Annotated in this window: 14 protein-coding genes; 6 read left to right on the top strand and 8 right to left on the bottom strand. The window is 68.0% G+C overall.

Translation table 11 applies throughout. From position 1 onward, the window contains the following. Positions 1-45 precede the first annotated feature (45 nt). The gene (locus tag ACGHX3_RS18720; protein ID WP_394695821.1) at positions 46-1,014 is read right to left on the bottom strand and encodes a HEAT repeat domain-containing protein; all 969 of its coding nucleotides are present in this window, start codon (positions 1,012-1,014) and stop codon (positions 46-48) included. 358 nt (positions 1,015-1,372) lie between these two features. Between ACGHX3_RS18720 and ACGHX3_RS18715 the strand changes: the two genes are divergently transcribed. Beyond that, complete coding sequence (locus ACGHX3_RS18715; protein ID WP_162338926.1) at positions 1,373-2,092, top strand: GNAT family N-acyltransferase; 720 nt, start codon at positions 1,373-1,375, stop codon at positions 2,090-2,092. A gap of 12 nt (positions 2,093-2,104) precedes the next feature. Here ACGHX3_RS18715 and ACGHX3_RS18710 read toward each other — a convergent pair whose 3' ends face one another. Next, on the bottom strand, positions 2,105-3,226 hold the full coding sequence (locus tag ACGHX3_RS18710) for a helix-turn-helix transcriptional regulator (protein WP_394695820.1): 1,122 nt from the start codon (positions 3,224-3,226) through the stop codon (positions 2,105-2,107). Between the two features lie 323 nt (positions 3,227-3,549). On the opposite strand from ACGHX3_RS18710, the gene ACGHX3_RS18705 reads away from it, so the two are divergent. Genes ACGHX3_RS18705 through ACGHX3_RS18695 form a run of 3 tightly spaced genes read left to right on the top strand, consistent with a single transcriptional unit; the run spans position 3,550 to position 7,076 of the window. Then, on the top strand, positions 3,550-5,433 hold the full coding sequence (locus tag ACGHX3_RS18705; protein ID WP_394695819.1) for a hypothetical protein: 1,884 nt from the start codon (positions 3,550-3,552) through the stop codon (positions 5,431-5,433). Between the two features lie 29 nt (positions 5,434-5,462). Continuing rightward, positions 5,463-6,440, top strand: a complete 978-nt coding sequence (locus tag ACGHX3_RS18700) for a hypothetical protein (RefSeq protein WP_394695818.1) — start codon at positions 5,463-5,465, stop codon at positions 6,438-6,440. Positions 6,441-6,476: 36 nt separating this feature from the next. Next, positions 6,477-7,076, top strand: a complete 600-nt coding sequence (locus ACGHX3_RS18695; protein WP_394695817.1) for a hypothetical protein — start codon at positions 6,477-6,479, stop codon at positions 7,074-7,076. A 45-nt stretch (positions 7,077-7,121) separates the two neighbouring features. Here ACGHX3_RS18695 and plsB read toward each other — a convergent pair whose 3' ends face one another. From plsB to ACGHX3_RS18670, 5 genes are all read right to left on the bottom strand, one after another. Further along, the gene (gene plsB, locus ACGHX3_RS18690; protein WP_394695816.1) at positions 7,122-9,800 is read right to left on the bottom strand and encodes a glycerol-3-phosphate 1-O-acyltransferase PlsB; all 2,679 of its coding nucleotides are present in this window, start codon (positions 9,798-9,800) and stop codon (positions 7,122-7,124) included. A 129-nt stretch (positions 9,801-9,929) separates the two neighbouring features. Then, on the bottom strand, positions 9,930-10,244 hold the full coding sequence (locus ACGHX3_RS18685; RefSeq protein ID WP_394697331.1) for an excalibur calcium-binding domain-containing protein: 315 nt from the start codon (positions 10,242-10,244) through the stop codon (positions 9,930-9,932). A 56-nt stretch (positions 10,245-10,300) separates the two neighbouring features. After that, positions 10,301-11,233: a hypothetical protein gene (locus tag ACGHX3_RS18680; protein WP_394695815.1), complete on the bottom strand. Its 933-nt coding sequence runs from the start codon at positions 11,231-11,233 to the stop codon at positions 10,301-10,303. Positions 11,234-11,490: 257 nt separating this feature from the next. Next, the gene (gene pyrF / locus ACGHX3_RS18675) at positions 11,491-12,216 is read right to left on the bottom strand and encodes an orotidine-5'-phosphate decarboxylase (protein ID WP_394695814.1); all 726 of its coding nucleotides are present in this window, start codon (positions 12,214-12,216) and stop codon (positions 11,491-11,493) included. Next, positions 12,213-13,136, bottom strand: a complete 924-nt coding sequence (locus ACGHX3_RS18670; RefSeq protein ID WP_394695813.1) for a 5'-nucleotidase, lipoprotein e(P4) family — start codon at positions 13,134-13,136, stop codon at positions 12,213-12,215. The genes pyrF and ACGHX3_RS18670 overlap by 4 nt, the downstream gene beginning before the upstream one ends. A gap of 113 nt (positions 13,137-13,249) precedes the next feature. Between ACGHX3_RS18670 and ACGHX3_RS18665 the strand changes: the two genes are divergently transcribed. Further along, a complete protein-coding gene (locus ACGHX3_RS18665; protein WP_394695812.1) occupies positions 13,250-13,900 on the top strand; it encodes a YceH family protein in 651 nt (216 codons plus the stop codon). A 3-nt stretch (positions 13,901-13,903) separates the two neighbouring features. On the opposite strand, the gene ACGHX3_RS18660 is transcribed toward ACGHX3_RS18665, so the two are convergent. Beyond that, complete coding sequence (locus tag ACGHX3_RS18660; protein ID WP_394695811.1) at positions 13,904-14,440, bottom strand: DinB family protein; 537 nt, start codon at positions 14,438-14,440, stop codon at positions 13,904-13,906. Positions 14,441-14,600: 160 nt separating this feature from the next. Here ACGHX3_RS18660 and ACGHX3_RS18655 point away from each other — a divergent pair, with 160 nt between their 5' ends. Continuing rightward, positions 14,601-15,215, top strand: coding sequence for a hypothetical protein (locus tag ACGHX3_RS18655; protein WP_394695810.1), 615 nt, complete (start codon positions 14,601-14,603; stop codon positions 15,213-15,215).

Genomic DNA, 15,215 nt, shown 5'->3' with positions numbered 1-15,215 from the left:
ACGAAGGCCCGCCGGAGCGGGCCTTCAGGTGAGCGGACCGAAGGCCTATCGGTAGAGACGGACGACCTGTAGCGTCCAGTCGACTTCCTTGTCGCCGGCCCTGGCCTCCAGCGCGGCATGTTCCGCGGCAAGGAACGCATCGGCGGCATGCGAATCCAGGTCGCCGATGGCTTTCAGGGCCATGGCGCGGTCCTGCCAGAGCGTGCCGTCGCGGTAGATCGATGTCAGCAGCTCCAGCTGGTCGACCGCACCCAGCGTGCCCAGCGAGGAAATGGCTGCCAGACGGACGTACTCGTCCGGATCGCGCGCCAGCACCGCCATGGGGCCGATCGCCGTCGGGTTGTTGGTGAAACCGAGCGCGTACACGTCCAGATAACTGTCGTCGCCGCGCGTGCCGATCTTCTTCACCAGACGGTCCACATCGGCATCGCTGCTGCGCGCGCCATGCAGGCGGGCGGCGATCTTCGCCGCCAGTTCCTTGATGGCGAGCGACAGCGGCTGGTTGAACGTGGGCTCGACGACTTCATCGAAGCTCCAGACCGGGACCTTGCCGCGCTTCACGAACACGCCGAGGCGCTGTTTGCCTTCCGGCGTCACCAGCTCGCCACCCAGGAAGGTCAGCGTGACGAACGGGCTGAAGCCGTTGGCGCGATGGTTCTGCATGCGGAACGCCGTCAGTTCCAGCGTCGGCAGCGCCGTGCCCCCCAGCTCGACCTGCGTGGGCAGGCCGCGCGCCACCAGCTCGGCCTGCAGGTTGCTGGCCAGGTAGCCGGCGGCATCGAGCGGCGCGCCGTCCACCGTCAGGGCGGCAGGCAGGATGCCGCTGGAGAAGGCGCGGCCCGCGCCGGGACGGGCATCGACCAGGGCCAGCGTCGTGGCAGGCGCGGCAGTGCCGAAGACCAGCTGCTCGGACGGCGCCGGGTGACGGACGGAATACGACTTGGGTGCGCAGCCCGCGAGCAGCGCGAGCGCGGCCACGCATGCGGCCATGCGGGCGAAATGATGGACGTGCATTGAGATCCCCTGTGTGGTGTGACGTTCCTTGTGGCGCCCGGTCCCCACCGGATGCCGCGGGCGAGTATAGCCATGACGGCACGGCCGATACGCGGCTGCGCGATGTCCTTGTCGGGCGACGCAATCTGACGCAGCGCGTCACTCCGGCGCAGTCCCCTGCGCCACGGCCGGGGCCGCGCAATGCGCTGCAGACGCGTGGCGGCGGGCCACATGCGCGTGCAATCCACAGTTGGCCCGATGCTTGCTTGATAGCCCGCGTGGGGATCTCCCCTACCGACTGACCGTCTGCCGTCCTGCCGGCGCCGCGGTTCCCGAAGCACAGGCCTCGCGCGCTGCCGCGCCGTGGCGAGGGAGTGGCATGGAGCAGGACAAAACGTTCAACCACCGGGTGCCGATGTCCGCCCGCGAAGCGCGGATCGCGTCGGCGTCGGCCGAGGCGGCGCTGGCCGGCATCGGACTACGGATGCACCGCATCCAGCCCGGGGAGCCGCTGGGCGACGTGCCGCGCCTGCGCCGCGAGGTCTACTTCCACGAGCAGGGCCAGTTCGGCGACCGCAGCAAGCGCGTCACCGACGGACTGGACGATTGCGGCACCACGCTGGCGGTGGAGAAGGGCCAGCAGGCGATCGCGACGCTGCGCCTGCACGACTTCTCGCCGCTGGCGGTGCAGGTGGAGTACGGCAGCCTGTTCCGGATCGACGAGTTCGCGCGCACCTGGCCGTTGTCGCAGGTGGCGGTGGGCACGCGCTTCGCGGTGCAGGCCGACCAGCGCAGCAAGCCGGTGGTGGACCGGCTGATGGAAGAAGCGTATCGCTGGGCGCAGGAGTCGCGCATCCAGTTCTGCCTGCTGGCGTGCGAACCGTTCCTGCACGGCGTGTTCGAGCACTACGGATTCCGCGAATACCTGCCCCCGGCGATCCTGCCGGGCGGCGTGGACCTGTTGCGCATGGTGCTGGTGATGGAGGACGAACCGTACCTGTCCGAGTGCGGATCACCGTTGCACCGGTTGATCCGCGAACCCGCGCGCGCGCTGCCGTCGAAGGCGTGGCTGACGCGCCAGTTCCACGCGATGTCGTGAGTCTGAGCGCCGTCAGCAGACGGCGTTGAGCGCGGCGAGCAGCCGGACCAGCGCCGTCTGGCTGCGTTCGCCGGTCTTGTCGAACACCACCTTCAATCGTGTCTGTGCCGTCGACACCGCGATGCCGCAGGCCTGCGCCGCGAGTGCGAGGTCGGTATGCTGCAGCATCGCCACGGCAAGACGGCGCTCGGCATCAGTGAGGCCGAACAGGTGCTGCAGGGCCTGTTCCAGTCGCGCAGGGCTTGCCGACGCGGTGGGCTGCACGAAGACCAGCAATGCCGCATCGCCGGCCAGCAGCGGCGGCGCCAGCGGATGCGCGGTGATCGCCACGGCGCCGATGCCGGGCGCTTGCACCACCAGCTTCTCGACATCGCCCCCGCGGCCATCCGGTCGTGCCAGCGTGGCGCGCGCAAGCAGTTGTTGCAGGGCGGCATCCTGCCAGCCCGGCGCGGCCAACTGTCCTCCTCCCGTGCGCTGCAGGACGCCCAGGCCAAGCAGGTGTTCGCCAGCTCCATTCGCACGCAGCAGTTTGCGGTTGGCGGACAGTGTGAACATCGCCATCGGCGACTGCTCCAGCGCCATTTCCAGCGAATCGACGCGCCGCTGCAGCAGGTCGAGCCGCCGCATGATGGCGTAGGCGTTCACCCAGTGCGGTACCACGCGCTTGAACAGACCGAGCTCGTTGTCGTCGAACAGGCGGTGGCGGTCGTCGCGACAGATCGACAGCGTCATCGAGTTCACGCCGTCGTAGTGGCCCACTGCCGCGACCTGCTGCTCCACGCCGAATACGCGGTAATAGGCGTTGTATGCATCGGTGCGCCGCATCTTCGCGATCGGCAGCAGGTCTTCGGTATCGAACACGCGACCCGTGGCGAGGTGCGGCGTCGCACGGCTAACCCACGGATCGACATGCAGGTCGAGCGATTGCAGTTCCGTCGCCACCTGGACCGGGTCGGCGCCATGCAGACGCGCCACGCTGCCGCGGCCGCAGGCGACGTCGTGGCCAAGGATGCCGGTGAGATGGCTGCGCGTCGTCTGGCTGAGTTGCAGCGTGAAATCGTCGAGCCGATCCGGATCCAGGATCGATTCGTACAGCGGCTCCAGCACGCGCGCGAGGGCGTGGTCGTCGTTCATCGGCGTTCCCCTGTGGCGGCGCGAGGATCGTGTCCGACCCATCTCCGCCGCAGTTAATTACGAAATGCGCCCGGGCACAAGCCGAATCGTCCCCTTGCGTCAAGTCCGGAACGGGAGTGCGAGCGTCTGCCGCAGCTCGCTATCGTTGCGGGAGGGGGCGTGATCGCCGCAGGCGGCGGACCGCACGGAGCCATGGGGAGATGGCGACCGGGGGATGCGCGGACTCAAGGAAGACGAGCGAGGTGCCGATAAGGCTGCGAGGGAATGCGCCGTGGCACCGTGTGGCGCGATTGCACCCCGACCGTCCCGTCCGGAATCCGATCATGCCGCTGCTCCGCATCCTCGTCGTCCTCGCCTGCCTGATCATCGGCCTGCCCATCGCGCATGCGCAGGACCGGGCGCCGGATACAACCGCCGTCGACGCCGCTGCATGGGGCCCGTACGTGCGTCTGGTGGAGCGCAGCTGGCAGCTCGGCGACGGGTATCGCGTGGACTGGGAATGGCTGTCGCCGGGCGAGGAACTCCGCGAGCAGTGGGTCAATCCGCATGATGGCAAGGTGGTGCAGACCAACGTCATCCGGCCAGGGGATGCGCCGGGCCGACTGCTGCTGACCTCGTCGCTGCTCGGCATGAACCTGACGTGGCAAGGCCGTGTCGCTTCTGCGGACGAAGTGGTCTGGGCGCGCGAGGGCATGGTCAAGCTGCCGTATCGACTGCGCTTCGCCGGCGACGGCCAGGTGTTGTACGAAGGCGTCAAGCTCAAGGGCGAGCAGGTGACGGACGTGAAGTACACGCATGTGATGAAACCGATGGAAAGCAGCAGGCCGGCCTCAACCGCTGCGTCATCCGCCGTTGCCGCGGCGCCCGCGGTTCCGCCCGTCACCGAGTCGCCGATCGCCAGCCCGTCTGCACTTGTGATCGCGGCGAAGACGGAGCCGGCCATCGCGAAGACGCAGTCGCCCGCAGATCAGGCCGCGCAGAATTTCGGATCGCTGACGCGCTTCAATGGCATCCGCCTGGTGGGCGACGACGACATGCTCGAAGTCCAGGTGCTGGCGCCGGACACGCTTGCCATCCAGTTCTTCGGGCCTGACGGCAAGCCCTGGAATCGCTATCTGGTGAAGGCACGCGCCGACGGGTCGGGGAAACTCGACCTGCTGGAGACGGCGATCGCCAAGAACAGTCGACCGGATGCGAGCTTGGGATCCGACGACACGCTGTATGTGGAGTCGCAGGACGGCTGGTTCAGCGGATGGCGTTACGCCTACGCCTTCATGGCCAGTGGCAACAGCATCCGGGCGGTGAAGACCGTGGAGTTCATGAATGGCCTGCGCATCGCGTTGAATGATGGCGCCAGCACCACCCGGACGACCTATCGGCCGTTGACGCAGGAGCGCGTGGTGCAGGCGATGGAAACCTCGCGGCAGAACGCCGAGAACGAACGCATCGCGGCTGAGAACCGCCGCCGTGCGCAGGCCGAGCGCGAGGCGACGTGGAACGCGGCACTGCAGGGTTTCAGCCAGGGCATGGCGCAGGCACAGGCGGACCAGTACTACGCCCAGCAACAGCAGGATGCCTTCCTGGCCGAGACGGCCGCGCAGGCGCAGGCCACGGCTGCACGCGCGCAGCGCCAGCGCGACGAGGACGCACGCCGCGCGCAGGAACTGATCGCGGCCAGCCGACCGCAGACCGCCGCCGCGCCGACCCCGGTGTCGACATCTGGCGCAACGACCTCGCCATCGGGCGCAGCACCGGCCACTGCCGCGACGGCGTCGACCACGGCAGACAAGGCGACAGCGGACGCGGAGCGTCGCCGCCAGGCCGAACTGGCCGAACAGCAGCGCAAGCGCGACGCGGATGCCAAGAAGCTGGCCGACGAACAGGCGCGCCAGCGCCAGCAGCAGGAATGGCAACAGAGCCTGCAGCAGGCACGCAACAGCCTGCACCTTCGCGCGGACACCTGCCTCGGTGGCAGTGGCCGCTATTACGTCATCGGCCCGAAGACCAGCGTCAAGGGCTGCGCCACGGTGCACTACGAGGCACGGTGTCCGGGCGTCGCGCAAGGCGCGGGCGTGCAGGGCAGCCAGCACAACTACATCGGCGGCAGCTGCATGGGCGTGGGCGACGCGATCGCGATTCCTGGGTCGCCGCTGTCGTGCCCGGCGGAGCAGGTGATCGTACGCGTGACGGACGTGACGGGGTGCTGAGATGAGTGTACGGCTGTGATCCACCGGGCATGCAATCCATCCGCTGCCGCCCGACAGGAGGGGAGTCCGTGAGAGTCGCCAACAAGATCCTGGTACTCGCACTGCTGGCGGCACCGTACGTGGCCCACGCGCAGATCGGATTCTATCTTCCTTGCAGTGGAAGCAAGGCCCGCTCCGAAGGCCGGACGCGCGACATATCGGACGACTTGAAGGTCAACACCGTCGGCATGTTGATCGACGACATCGAGGATCGCTACTGCGTCACCCCCGCAAAGTGCGTTGCGCTGGGGTTCTGCAAGGCGAGCTCCCCCAAGGAGCAGGCCGCCGCCGACAGATCGAATCCCGAAGCTGCCGCAGAGCGTGCGCGACTCGAGCGGGAGCGGCAGCGAAGGGAGGCACAGGCCGAGCGCCAGCGACAGGCCGCCGAGGGCGAGCGCATTCGCAAGGCCGCGGAAGTGGCCAGCGAAACGCAACGCCTCGGCAGCCATCGCGAGGCGGAGGCGCGACGACTGGTGGAGATGCGTGAAGCGGCGGCGAAAGCGCGCGGTGGCGCGAGGCCGGCCGGTCCCGCGTTGTCGGGCCAACCGCCGGCAGGGCAGGATGATGCCGCGACCGCCGCACGCAAGCGACGCGAGGCGCTGGAAGCGGAACGAGCCGAGCGCGAAAGGGCCGAAGCCGAAGCGAAGAAGAAACGCGAAGAGGAGCTCCGCACGCACCTCGCGGCCGAGCGTGCCGGCATCCGCTTGCGTGCGCTCAAGTGCGGCGGGCAGGACACCGTCGCCGGCGTGCGTCCGGCCGTATCGCCCCGCATCGCCAACTGCATCTCCGTCCACTACGAAGCGCGCTGTCCAGGCGTGCCGCAAGGGCAGGGAATACAGCGGGTGTTCGCCAACTTCGTCGGAGGCGACTCCTGCTACGGAGACACGCAGAAACTGAGTCCACCGCTGGCCTGCAAACCGGAGAACGCGATCGTCGAGGTTCGTTCGGTGACGGTATGCGGATGGTGATCAAGCGATCCTCAAACCCCATCTTCGAGGTGTCCCATGAAGAAAACCGTGTTCGTCGCCGTGATCGGCCTGATGCCCTGCGTCACACTCCATGCGCAGGAGCAAACTGTCGAGAATGCGCAGAAATTCCTTTCTATCGTCTTGCCTGGCAACGGGTACATGGGCGGATCCATCCGGGAGACTCCGGGAAACGTCACGACGGCAATGAGGGAGGGAGACTCGCGTTACTTCTATGATGCGGATCTGCGCGGGGAGGCGAAGATCGTCGATGCCGGGCCTGTCTCGCGATGCGTGTCGAAACTGCTGGCGGACTATGCGGACGTCACCATCAGCGCCAATGTGCGCCGATATGCCGGCGGACCGGTCATCGACAGCATCTCCCGCGGGATCACCGAGGCGGGCACGTTCTCGGTCGGGGCCAACGGCCTTCGCACGATCGGCGGCAAGACGGACGGCTTTTCCTGGTCGGAGGTGAAATCGGTGCAGCAGTCCGGCGGCGACGTGAATCTGATGTTCGCCGGCAACAAGCATGTTGCGACGATCTACCTGCGCTCGGACGATCTGGCGAAGCGCGTGGCCTACGCCATCGAGTTCCTGCGCATGGAGTGCGATGCCGCCGCGGGAACGGGGTTCTGAGTTCGATGCGATCGGATGCCGCTGCCAGACAGCGGCCCATGCGCGTCAATCCTGCGGCGCCACCACGGGCTCGCCCGGCTTGGCGGCTTCCGGGCTGACCTTCTCGATGGTGTGGCGCAGTTCGCGGCCGAGGATGGCCTTGGCGTCGCGCGCCCACGCGTCCAGGCGTTCGTCGAACAGCAGTTTGCTGTTCTCGTCGGGCCAGACCAGCTTCAGTTCGCGCAGCTTCTGGATGAAGCCACGGAACAGCGTCTTGTCGAAGAACTCCGGCGCGGCCGGTGCGTACAGCAGGCTGAGGCGCTGCGCGGCCTGCTGGCAGAGGCTTTCCAGTTCGGCCGCGCCCAGCGTACCGGGGCCGTTCTTCACCAGCACCGAGATGGCGATGTAGTAGCGCTCGAACGCTTGCTGCAGCGAATGGCCGATCGCGCGCAGGCGGAACACCTCGTCGGTCTGGCCGGCGCTGCGCGCCAGGATCCCGCCGTCGTCGTCGTTGACCTGCTGCAGCAGGCCCTCGCGCACGAACACCTCGATGGTGCGCTCCATGCGCTCGGCGAACTCGTCCTCGGTCCATGGCAGGAACAGTTCGGCCTGCAGGAACGGGTACAGCGTGCGGCCCAGCCGCAGCACGCCGGCGCGGCTCATGCGGCGGTTGTTCTGGAAGCAGCAGGCGATCCACGACGACGCCGTGAACAGGTGCAGCACGTTGTTGCGGTAGTAGCTCAGCAGCACCGCGGTGTCATCGTCCACGCTCAGCACGTCGCCCAGCGGATGCTTGATCCGCTGCAGCATGTTGATCTCCTCGGCGTGGGAGATGATGCGGTCCGGCGAGTGCGGAGTGACCGTGACACGGTCGGAATACGGCAGTTCGGCCAGCAGCGTCTTCGACAGTTCGATCTGCGCGATCAGGTCGGCTTCGCCCATCGCGTGCTTCGGCGTGGACAGCAGCGCCAGCGCCAGCAGGTTGATCGGGTTCACGTCGGCGGCGCGATTGATGTTGACCTGGATCTGCTGCGCCAGCGCATCGACGATGTCGGACAACCAGGCCGGCTTCTCTTCTTCACCGACCGGCGCGCCGTCCCATTCCGGTGCGTGCCTGGCCAGCGCGTCGTTCAGCGGGATCGGCTCGCCGAAGTTCACCACCACCTGGCCGTAGTTCTGCCGCAGCACCTTGGGGATGCCCCACAGCACTGCCCAGATGGATTCCTTTTCCTTCGGCCGGCCGCTGAGTTCGTCCAGGTAGCTGGTGCCTTCCAGCAGCTTTTCGTAGCCGATGTAGACTGGCTGGAACAGCACCGGCTTGCGCGGCTGGCGCAGGAACGCGCGCAGCGTCATCGAGATCATGCCGCCCTTCGGCGGCAGCAGCCGGCCGGTGCGCGAGCGACCGCCTTCGATGAAGTACTCCAGCGAGTAGCCACCGGACACCAGCTGCGCCACATATTCGGTGAACACTGCCGAGTACAGCGGGTTGCCACGGAAGCTGCGGCGCATGAAGAACGCGCCGCCCTTGCGCAGCAGCGTGCCCACCACCGGCAGGTTGAGGTTGATGCCGGCCGCGATGTGCGGCGGCACGATGCCGCGTTCGTACAGCAGGTACGACAGCAGCAGGTAGTCCATGTGGCTGCGGTGGCAGGGCACGTAGACGACTTCGTGGCCGGGTGCGGCTTCCTTGAACTTGTCCAGGTGGTGGACCAGCACGCCGTCGTAGATCTGGTTCCACACATGGCTCAGCAGGAAGCTGGCCGAGCGCACCACCGGGTTGGAATAGTCGGCAGCGATTTCCCAGGCGTAGGCGTGCGCTTTCTTCCACGCGTCCTCGGGCTTGGACTTGTCGCGTCTGGCCTGTTCGGCGATGGCGTCCTTCACCGGCTCGGCGGCGAGCACCTGGTCGACCAGCAGGCGGCGCGTCGACAGATCGGGGCCGATGACGGCCTCACGGATGCGGTGGAAGTGCGTGCGCAGCACACGCGAGAGCTTGCGGACCGTGCGCTCGGGCTCCAGGCCTTCGTCGACGGTGCCGCGCAGCGAGACCGGCGGCGCGAAGCGCACGATGGTGCCGCGTCCGTTGAGCAGGATGGCGAGCAGGCGGCGGAAGCGGCCGACGATGGCCCAGTTTTCGGAGAACAGCACCGAGAACCAGCCGCTCTGCTTGTCGGGCGCGCGGCCGACGAAGATCGACACCGGCACCAGTTGCACGTCAAGGTCCGGCTGGGCGCGATGCGCCTGCAGCAGCTTGGCCAGCGAGCCGGAATGCGTCTTGGCGCTGACCTGGTCGGGAATCAACGTACTGGCGTTGCGGCGCGACAGCGCCACGTAGGCGCGCTTGCGGCCGAGCGGATTACCGCCGACCGGCAGCGGCACCAGCGGCGAGGGCAGACCGGCGTCGCGACAGGCGCGGTCGAGGATCAGCGCGTTCGACAGGCCGTAGTCTTCCAGCACGTAGCAGACCGGACGGCCGTCGAGCAGGTCGGCCGGCACGCCGGGCTCGATGTTCAACGCCAGCCACGGATCGGCCAGGCGACCCAGCAGCCGTGCCCACAGCGGGCGCTTGGCCTGGCGGGCGGCGGTGTACGGCGCCATCGGTACGCCCGCGGTCACCGGTGCATCGGCACCGGCCACGGGGTCGGCCGATGCGTCGGACGCAGGCGCATCCGTCGCCGCGGGTTTCTTCTCCGGCGGCGTCGGGGTCGGGCCGTCCGGGAACGGCAGGGAATTCTGTTCAGGCATCGGCCGCATTATGGCCCACGCCCGTGGCCGGCTGGAAAGCGGTTACAGCGTCCGCCGCCGCCCCTGTCGGCATTCCGGGCCTCCTCGGATGCCGGGAAGAAATCCTGCAAGTGCATGAAACACAAGGGTTTACCGGCCCCGGTATGGCTCGCAACCCACGCCATCGTTGTCGCGGTCCAGGTGCGGCCCGTAGCCGGGATCGCCCCGCCGTACCGGCGCTGCGCCGTGTGCGCGGGCTTCGTCGCAGTTGCGGAAGACGCGCCCTGGCCCTGCGCCGTCAAGGCGCGCGGGTCCGGAGGATGCGGGGGGTTGGTCGGGCGCGGGTGCGGTCAGCGCCGTGCGGGGCGGGGTGCCGCCGCGATGGCAGTGGTACTCGCCGGTCTGCCGGTTCGTATGACAACCATGCTTGTCGAGACCGCCCGGATGCGCATGCGTGGCGGACACGCTCGCCAGCAGCGTGGCCAGTGCCACGAGCGTAATCGCGCAGGGCCTCCGGTTCGTCACGGCGGGGATGGCGTCTCTTCTTCGGCGGGCGGCGCCGGCAGCGTGTCCGGCGCGGGCATCGCCGCCGCCAGTACCTCGTCGGCATGCCTGAGGTAGTCGCTGAGGTACCACTGGCCGTCGCGCCGGGTCAGGCTGACCACGGTATCGATCTCGCGTTCGCCCAGCGGGTAGTGGATGCGCACCGTGGCGGTGTCGCCCTTCTGTTCGACCAGGCCGGTGCGCAGGTCGGTGAAGGTGGCATCCAGCGGCAGCCCATAACGCGTGAACGTGGCCTTGGCCTCGATGAAGAACGGTGTCAGCCGTCGCAGGCTGTCGGTCATGCCGGCGTCGTTGAGCGCCTGTTCGGTGGTCAGCCCAGTGCGTCGCGCGGCCGGCGCGAGCCGCGCCAGCGTGGCCTTGGCCAGGGCGGGATCGCCGAGCGGCGCCTGCTGCGCCCAGTCGCCGAGGGCCGCGATCACCTGCGCGTAGTGGTCGCGTTCCTCCTGGGTGTAGTCGCCTTCGTTCTTCACGTATTGCACGCCGAACAGGCCCAGCGTGCGAGCGGCCTCCTTCAGGTCGCGGTCCTGGCGGGCGAACTGGCGGTCGAAGCTGCGTTGCAGGGTCTTCTCCGCGTCCTTCGCCGACAGCGCGGCCAGCATCGGCACCAGCTTGTCGTCCAGCGGCAGCTCGGTGAGCGGCCAGCGGCTGTGGCCGGTACGCCAGGCGGCGTCCAGTCGTGTGTGCACATCGGGCGGCACCGCATCGCGCGCGAAGCCGACCAGGTCGTTGCGCTGCAGGTGCGAGGCCAACTGGCGGACGGCCGCGGCCGGCTCGCTGGCGGCGCCGGCGAGTTCCACGGGTTCGCGCTTCTTGCAGGCGGCGATCAGCAGCAGCGACAGCCCGAGGGCTGCCAGCACGCGCAGGACGGACGCGGACGGCTTCGGCTTCATGCGGTGTGACTCCCCAGTCGCCCCGCATCTTCGCGGCCGGCGCGGGAGGCGGCAAGCATGGCCGTCGCAAGTTGCCGGTCGCCGGACCATAAAAAAGGAGGCCGGGCGTCTTGCGACGTCGCGACCTCCCGAAATCCGGTCGAAACCGGAGGACGAAGTGTTGTGGCACATCTCCGGCCCAGAGGCCGGATGCGCACAGACTACCCGCGCCCGAATGCTAAGGCAACACCTGAAATAGATATAGGTAAGCTATTGAATTAATTGATTACGCCAGCGATCTCATGCTGGATAGCTTCCGCCGCGGCACGTGGATCCTGCGCCTGGCTGATCGGCCGGCCGACCACGATGGCGTCGGCCCCCAGCGCGAAGGCCTCGGCCACGCCCACGGTGCGCTTCTGGTCGTCGCCGACCGGGCCGCCCGGGCGGATGCCGGGGCAGACGATGGAGAAGCCGGATCCGGCCGCGGCGCGGATCATGCCGGCCTCCTGGCCCGAGCAGATTACGCCATCGATGCCGGCGGTCTGCGCCGCCAGCGCACGTTGCACGACGATCTCGCCCGGTTCGTCGCCGTTGATGCCCATGGCCCGCAGATCGCTGCCATCCATCGAGGTCAGCACGGTCACCGCCAACAGGCGCAGCTCACCGGCGCGCGCCTCGGCCGCCGCTTCCATCATTCCCGCATGCCAGCCGTGGATGGTGGCGTAGGTCACCGGCCACCGCGACAGGCCGCGGATCACCCCGGCCACGGTGGCCGGGATGTCGAAGAACTTCAGGTCGACGAACACGCGCTTGTCGCGGCGCGCCAGTTCGTCCAGCACGGTGAAGTAGTCGCCGCTCGCCAGCAGCTCCATGCCGATCTTGTAGAACTGCACCGCATCGCCCAGCCGGTCGACCCATGCCAGCGCGTCGGCGCCGGACGGCGCGTCCAGCGCGAAGATCAGGCGCTCGCGCGCGCTGAGCGCGACGGGGCCGGCGGCACTCACGGTGCGTAGTCCAGCGCGTCGCGCTTGGCCTGCGTGCGTGCGGCGGGCGGCTGGTCCCAGGCGTTGTTGAACAGCGCCGGTTCCCACGAGCCATAGGTCGGGTTGGGCAGCATCCACCAGCGCTCGCCGAACCAGTCGTCGTATTCGTCGAACAGCGCCTGGCGGCCGTCGCGGGTGTTGGTCTCCACCTGCACGAAATCGCCGATCTGGTCACCGAACTGCATCAGCACGCGGTACTGCTGGCCGGCCAGGCGGCGACGGCAGTTCTTCTCGCTGCCGTTCTGCTCGCAGCCTTCCAGCACCGTGCCCAGGCCGAGGAACACGCTGTCGTCGGCGACCGGCAGGCCGGCATCGCGCAGGTTCGCCAGCGTGGCTTCCTTCAGGTGCACGGCGCGGTTGGAGATGTACAGGATGGTCACGCCCTTGGCGGCGGCGGCCTTGGCGAAATCCACCACGCCCGGCAGCGGCTTGGCCTTCTTCTCGGCCACCCACTGGTCCCAGCTGATCTCGTCGTATTCCTTGCCGTCGCGGATCAGGCGCGCCTGATAAGGCGAGTTGTCCAGGACGGTCTCGTCGACGTCCATCACCACGGCCGGTTTCAGGCCGGTGGCGGCGTTGCCGCGCTCGCTGGGTACCAGCGCGTCCCAGTGCTTTTCCCTCAGCGCGACGTCCAGGTGGTCGGCGGCGGCGCGGAAGGTCTGCGTGGTGATCGCACGGTACTCGACCGACGTCTGCACCCACGCCACGGCATTGAGGTTGTCGTGCGTACCGGTGGGCTTCGTTGTCGCGGCCGCGGCGGGAGCGGGAGCGGGAGCGGGCGCAGCGGCTTCGGCCGGTGCCGCCGCCGGTTCGGTGCGTTTGCAGGCGGCCAGGGTCAGCAACGACGCCGCCAGGCCGGCGGCAAGCAGGGAAACGCGCATGGAAGATCCCATTTCGAATGTGCGGGAATTCTAGCCGACCGCTGTTACACCCGTCGGTCCATGCCGGTGCGTGCGGGTTATCCTGCCCGCCCGTTCCAGTTCCCGATGCCTCCATGGAAGACACCGCGCCCGTCCTGAATGCCGCCGAGGCCCGCCTGCTGGGCTGCCTGATCGAGAAGGAGGCGACCACGCCGGAGACCTATCCGCTGACGGTCAACGCTGCGCAGGTCGCCGCCAACCAGAAGACCGCGCGCGAGCCGGTGATGGCGCTGGATCCGGGCGCGGTGAACCATGCGCTGCGCCAGCTCGAGCAGAAGGGCCTGGCGAAGCAGGTGTTCTCCTCGCGTGCCGAGCGCTACGAGCACCGTACCGCCGCGTTCTTCGGCATTCCACAGCAGCAGGCCGTGCTGCTGGGCCTGCTGATGCTGCGCGGCGCGCAGACCGTGCATGAGCTGCTCGCGCGCAGCGAGCGGTTGTTCAAGTTCAACGATGCGGACGATGTGCGCCACCACCTCGACCGCCTGATCCAGCGCGAGACCGCACTCGTCGTGCAGATCCCGCGTGGTCCGGGTCAGCGCGAGGACCGCTATGCGCATCTGTTGAGCGGGCCGGTGGATGTCGCGGCGATCGCCGCGCGTGCGCCGTCGGCGTCCGCGGGAGAATCCGCGTCGCCCGAACTCGAGGCTCGCATCGCGGCGCTGGAGGCGGACGTCGCCACGCTCCGCGCGCAGCTGGATGCCCTGCTCGCTGCGCGGGACGATTGAGCGTCAGCCCTCGTCGGGCACCAGCGCCAGCAGGTCGGTCACGCCCATGTCGACGCCCGCCTGCGACAGCAGCGTGGTGATCTGCCCGCGATGGTGGGTCTGGTGGTTGAACAGGTGCGTCGCCAGGCCCAGCACGCTGCGGGTGAAGGTCGTGCCCTTCGTGTTCGCATAGGTCAGCGACGCGCCCAGCCGTTCGGCCGTGAGCGTCGCCGCCCACTGCAGGATCAGCGCGTCCATCCACTCGCGTCGTTCGCGCAGCAGCGGCAACGTGGGATACAGGATGGCATCCAGCGCGGCCGGCATCGGTGTGCCGTCGAGCGCGGCGAGCACGCCGGGTGCATCCGGCGCGGCGGCGAAGCGCTTCAGCCAGATCGTATCGGTCACCACCAGGTGGTTCAGCGTGCCCAGGATGGAGCCGAAGAACGCGCCGCGATCCGACACGATCGCCTCGTGCGGCAAGGTCGCCACCGTGTCGTACAGACTTCGGTTCATCCACTGGTTGTACGACGCGAGCAGCGTGAATCGGGTATCGCCTGTCATGTTCCTGCGCGCTCCCGGCGCTGGTTCACATTGTGATGGATGGGGTCGCGGGCCATTCGCCGGCACGAAAACGCCACTACATGCGCTTACGCGCGGAGGGACGTTGCGCGCAGTGATCCCCCGCGCTACGTTCGCCTCGCCCCCGGCACGGAACGTTTTCATGGAACGACGCCTCATGCGGAGCATCGCCACCAGCGCGCTGATCTCCGTCGCCACGACAGGATGCCACGCCACCATGGCTCAATCGAGCTCAGACAGTCCTTCTTCCGCGCTGCCGGAAGGCCACTACACCAACTTCGGCGCCGAGTGGCCGCTTAAGTTCAGGGCGCATTATTTCGGTGCTCACTGCTTTGACACCCAATCGTGCGAAATCCTCTATCGGGGCTTCCGTCACGGCACGGAAGACAGGCCTTCGCCGTCGGTCGAATCGTATGGGCGACCGCTCGAAAAGCTGCTGAGTGCGGGCCGTGGCCCCATTCCGAACTTCCCGCCTCCCGCTCGCGTCACGTGGCGCTCGAAGGACGGAACGCCGCTCGAGGCTGAAATCGATATCGGAGAGATCTTCCGGGATGAGCTGATCCGGCACCAAGTCGCGCGTGAAGATGCTCTGGATCCTGCAACCAGCGGAACGCCGCGAATCATCGTCGAGGTCAATGATCGGACCATCAACGTCTACATGCGGGACATGATCGCGTTGAAGAAACCGCAGTTTCCGGATCGCCCGCACAGTGATTTCCGTGACGACCTGATCACTGTGTTCAGCCGCACCTACTGA

Source organism: Pseudoxanthomonas japonensis (genome assembly GCF_043632995.1).
Taxonomy (GTDB): domain Bacteria; phylum Pseudomonadota; class Gammaproteobacteria; order Xanthomonadales; family Xanthomonadaceae; genus Pseudoxanthomonas_A; species Pseudoxanthomonas_A japonensis.
This window is presented reverse-complemented; position numbering and strand designations above follow the sequence as displayed.